The sequence below is a fragment of the Streptomyces sp. adm13(2018) genome, assembly GCF_008042145.1.
In the GTDB taxonomy this organism is placed as follows: domain Bacteria; phylum Actinomycetota; class Actinomycetes; order Streptomycetales; family Streptomycetaceae; genus Streptomyces.
On record NZ_RDBH01000137.1, the window covers coordinates 31,161 to 35,407 of the forward strand.

Here is a 4,247-nt window from a genome sequence, read left to right on the forward strand (position 1 = left end):
GTGCGGAGGCCGTACCAGTGGTGGCACCGGCACACTCCCCCTCCCCGTGGAAGACGATCCCGGGCACGCGGTTCCGGGCGGCCCACTCCCGCACCCGTCCGACGCGCTCCCCGTCGACGAGCAGCACGCCGGGAGCGCAGTCGTCGAGGGCGTACGCGAACTCGTCCTCGGTCCACCAGGCGTTGAGGGGTACGGCGACGAGCCCGGCGAGCTGGGCGGCCCAGAAGGCGACGTGCCACTCCGGGTGGTTCCGCATGGCGACGACGGCCCGGTCGCCCGGCCGCAGCCCGTACTCCCCGACGAGCCGCCGGGCGAGCCCGCAGGCCGCGTCGAAGAACTCGCGGTAGGTGGTCCGCCCGTCCTCGGACACGAGGAAGACCTGGTCGCCGTAGCCCCAGACGACCTCGACGAACTCCCGCAGCGTGCGGGGGCCGGAGGCGTACACCCCGCCGTCGACGGCGAACGGGGCCCCGTCCGCGGTGAGCCGCTCGTATCCGTCTGGCACCGCCACCGCGCAACCCCCTGAGCATCCGCCGACCGTCCTCGTCCCGGCGCGGCGACGCTATGCGCACCCCCGAACCGGGTCAAGCCCGGCCGGGGGAGGCAGCCGACGGTCCGGCTGCCTGGCGCCATACGGCACGGCGTGACGCGGCGCGGCACACCGTGGCGCACCATGGCGCCACGTGGCTTGCAATGGCGCCACAATGGTGCCATTCTTACGTCATGGACCTCACCCCGTACGTGGACAATCTCCGCCATGAGCTCGGTGTGGCCGCCCAGGCGGGCGGCGACGAAGCCCGCGCCCTGGCGGACCGACTCACCGGCCAGCTGGAGTCGGCCGCCCGGCTGACCCTGCTCAACGCCCTGTCCGACGCGATGGACGAGATCACCCGTGACCTCGCTCCCGGCTCGGTGGACCTGCGGCTGCGCGGCCTGAACCCCGAGTTCGTGGTCACGGCGCCGCCCGCCGCCGAGCCGTTCGGCTTCGAGGAGGCCGAGCCCGCGCTGCCGGCCCCGCCGCCGCCGGTCGCGCTCCCCGTGGAGGGCGAGGACGGCGCCACCTCCCGCATCAACTTCCGGCCGCCTGCCCAGCTCAAGATCCGGGTCGAGGAGGCCGCGAGCCGCGAGGGGCTGTCGGTCAACGCCTGGCTGGTCCGGGCCGTGGCCGCGGCCCTCGAACCGGGCGGCGCCCCGGCCAGGACCCGCAAGGGCGCGACGAGCACGGGCCCCTCCGTGGGCCAGGGCTTCACCGGCTGGGTCCGCTAGCCCGCCGGCGCGGCCCGTTCGCACGGCCCGGGTGCACGGCTCCCGGGAACGCGAGACTCCCGGCGGCGCGAGACTCCCAGGGGCGCGAGAGTCCCAGGGATGCGCCCCTCACCGCCCCACCGAGGCACGTCGGTCGGCCCGGCACTCACCTCTCCTCAGTCAAAGGACGCCACAGCCATGCCCACGTTCGAAACTCCCGAACCCCTCTCCGCCACCGTCGAGATCGAGATCGGCCGGGCCCGGATCGTCGCGGGCAAGCGCGCCGACACCGTCGTGGAGGTGACCCCGAGCGACCCCGGCGCCAAGCTCGACGTGCAGGCGGCCGCGGAGACCACCGTCACCTGCGCGGGCGGAAAGCTGCTGGTCAAGGGCCCCAGGAAGCGTTCCCTCTTCGGCAAGACCGGCTCGGTCGATGTCACGGTCGAGCTGCCCGCCGGCTCGGAGCTGACCTGCCGGACGGGCCTCGGCGAGCTGATCGGCGAGGGCCTGTTCGGGAACTGCCACCTCACCACCGCGGCCGGCGACATCCAGCTGGACGAGGCCGCGTCCGTACGGCTGAAGACCTCCCACGGCGACATCCTCGTCGACAGCACGAGCGGCGAGACCGAGATCCACGGCTCCGGCCGGGTGCGGATCGGCCGGATCGACGGTGCGGCGACGATCCGGAACCTGAACGGCGAGACCACGGTCGGCGAGATCAGCGGCGAGCTGAAGGTGAACTCGTCCAACGGACCCATCGAGGTGGGGCGTACGGAGGCCTCGGTGACGGCCAGGACGGCCAGTGGCGCCATCCGCCTCGGTGAGGTCGTACGGGGCCGGGTCACGCTCGACTCCGCCGCGGGCGGCATCGAAGTCGGCATCGCGGCGGGGACGGCGGCCTGGCTCGACGTACGGTCCACGGCCGGCCGCGTACGCAACGAACTGGGCGCGGCGGAGGGCCCGGGCCAGTCGGCGGAGACGGTCGAGGTCCGCGGCCGCACGAGCGTGGGCGACATCGTCGTCCGCCGGGCGTAGCCGGAGGCCGGGCGCGCAGCCACCACCGACCGGGCGCGGACGCATCCGGCACGACCTTTGGCGCGCCCGGACCCCGCCGGGGCGCGCATCCGACGGAGGGGGGACGGAAGCCCGATGGATCAGAGCCCACACCCCGGCACCACACCAAGCACCCTGACCTCCTTCCTCCGCTTCGTCACGTTCGGGGGCGGGGTCGGGGTCGCGTCCGGCGCGGCGGTCGCCCTGCTGACCGGCCTCCTGCCGTTCGCCCTCGCCAACGCGCTGATCACCACGGCGTCGACGGTCCTCGCGACCGAGCTGCACGCCCGCTTCACCTTCGGTTCGGGACTCCGGCCCGCCGCCGCCGGGCGCGGTCTGCTGCGCTGCGGCCTCCGCCACCACCTGCGGTCCGCCGGAACGGCGGCCGCGGCCTACGGCGTGACCACCCTCGCGGTGCTCGTCCTGCACCTGATCGAGCGGACGCCCGGCCTCGCCGTAGAGCAGACCGTCTACCTCGCCGCCTCGGGCCTGGCCGGCATCGGCCGCTTCGTGATGCTGAGGCTGTACGTCTTCGCCACGCCCCACAAGCGCCCCGCGCCCCCGGCCGCCGTAGAGCTGCCCGTCGACCTCGCGCGCACCCGGCCCCCGCGCGCATCCCTGACCACCGCGTCCTGACGAAGCCGGATCCGGACGGCAAGGCCCGAGGACGGCGCCCCCTGGCACCCCCCCCCACAGAGACTTGGCGCCACAAGGCGCCATGGGCCTTCTTCCCAACAAAAGCCCAGCTCAAGGCACTCAATCGCCCCCACACGCCACGCATGGCGCCACAATGACTCGACATGGCGCCACTGATGTGCCACGATGATGGCGCAAGCACGGCACAGAGTGGCGCCAAGCGAAGCCACCGAAGCGCCAGGCAGTCAGACGCGAGACATGAAGCGCACCACCCTCCACCAGCCCCGCGATCAGTCCGAGAAGAGAAGGGCCCGCAGACCATGAGCACCACGAATCACCCCCCGCACACGGCGACGACAGCGGCCGCCGACCAGCGCGCAACGGCGATCTCCGCGACCGGCCTGCGCAAGGCGTACGGCGACAAGGTGGTGCTCGACGGCATCGACCTGCGGATCCCCGAGGGCACGATCTTCGCCCTGCTCGGCCCCAACGGCGCGGGCAAGACGACGACCGTGGAGATCCTCTCGACGCTGATCACGGCGGACGGCGGAGAGGCCCGGATCGCGGGACACGACGTGCGGGCCGGGGCCGACTCCGTACGCACGCTGATCGGCGTCACCGGACAGTTCGCCGCCGTCGACGGTCTGCTGACCGCCGAGGAGAACCTGCTCCTGATGGCCGACCTGTACCACCTGGGCCGGGGCGAGGGCCGTCGGCGTACCGCCGAGCTCCTGGAGCGGTTCGACCTGACCGAGGCGGCCCGTAAGAACGTCGCCACCTTCTCCGGCGGTATGCGCCGCAAGCTGGACCTGGCGATGACGCTGGTCGGCCGGCCGCGGATCATCTTCCTCGACGAGCCCACCACCGGCCTGGACCCGCGCAGCCGCCGCGACATGTGGGAGCTGATCAGGGACCTGGTCACGGACGAGGGCGTGACGATCTTCCTGACCACGCAGTACCTGGAGGAGGCCGACCACCTCGCGGACCGGATCGCGGTGCTCGACCACGGGAGGCTGGTCGCCGAGGGCACGGCGGAGGAGCTGAAGCGGCTGATCCCGGGCGGCCATGTGCGGGTCCGGTTCGCCGACGAGGCCCACCTGGCCGCCGCGGCGGCGGTCTTCGGGATCGCGACCAGGGACGACGAGGCGCTCGCGCTGCAGATCCCGAGCGACGGCTCGGTGGCCAACCTCCGCGCGATCCTCGACGCCCTGGACGACACCGGGGTCGAGGCGGAGTCGCTCACCGTGCACACCCCGGACCTGGACGACGTCTTCCTCACCCTCACGGGCAAGCAGAACGCCCCGGCCCTCCCC

General features: G+C 73.3%; 5 protein-coding genes. 4 read left to right on the forward strand and 1 reads right to left on the reverse strand.

Annotated features, from left to right (window positions below; translation table 11 throughout):
- The coding region (locus tag EAO70_RS26985; protein WP_148005532.1) for an AMP-binding protein at positions 1 to 511 on the reverse strand (511 nt) is incomplete at its 3' end.
- 212 nt (positions 512 to 723) lie between these two features.
- Here EAO70_RS26985 and EAO70_RS26990 point away from each other — a divergent pair.
- From EAO70_RS26990 to EAO70_RS27005, 4 genes are all read left to right on the forward strand, one after another.
- A complete protein-coding gene (locus EAO70_RS26990; protein ID WP_148005507.1) occupies positions 724 to 1,266 on the forward strand; it encodes a hypothetical protein in 543 nt (180 codons plus the stop codon).
- Between the two features lie 177 nt (positions 1,267 to 1,443).
- Positions 1,444 to 2,280: a DUF4097 family beta strand repeat-containing protein gene (locus EAO70_RS26995; protein ID WP_148005508.1), complete on the forward strand. Its 837-nt coding sequence runs from the start codon at positions 1,444 to 1,446 to the stop codon at positions 2,278 to 2,280.
- A 114-nt stretch (positions 2,281 to 2,394) separates the two neighbouring features.
- A complete protein-coding gene (locus tag EAO70_RS27000; protein WP_187284059.1) occupies positions 2,395 to 2,934 on the forward strand; it encodes a hypothetical protein in 540 nt (179 codons plus the stop codon).
- Positions 2,935 to 3,254: 320 nt separating this feature from the next.
- Positions 3,255 to 4,247, forward strand: a 993-nt coding sequence (locus EAO70_RS27005) for an ATP-binding cassette domain-containing protein (protein ID WP_148005533.1), incomplete at its 3' end; no start/stop codon positions are given.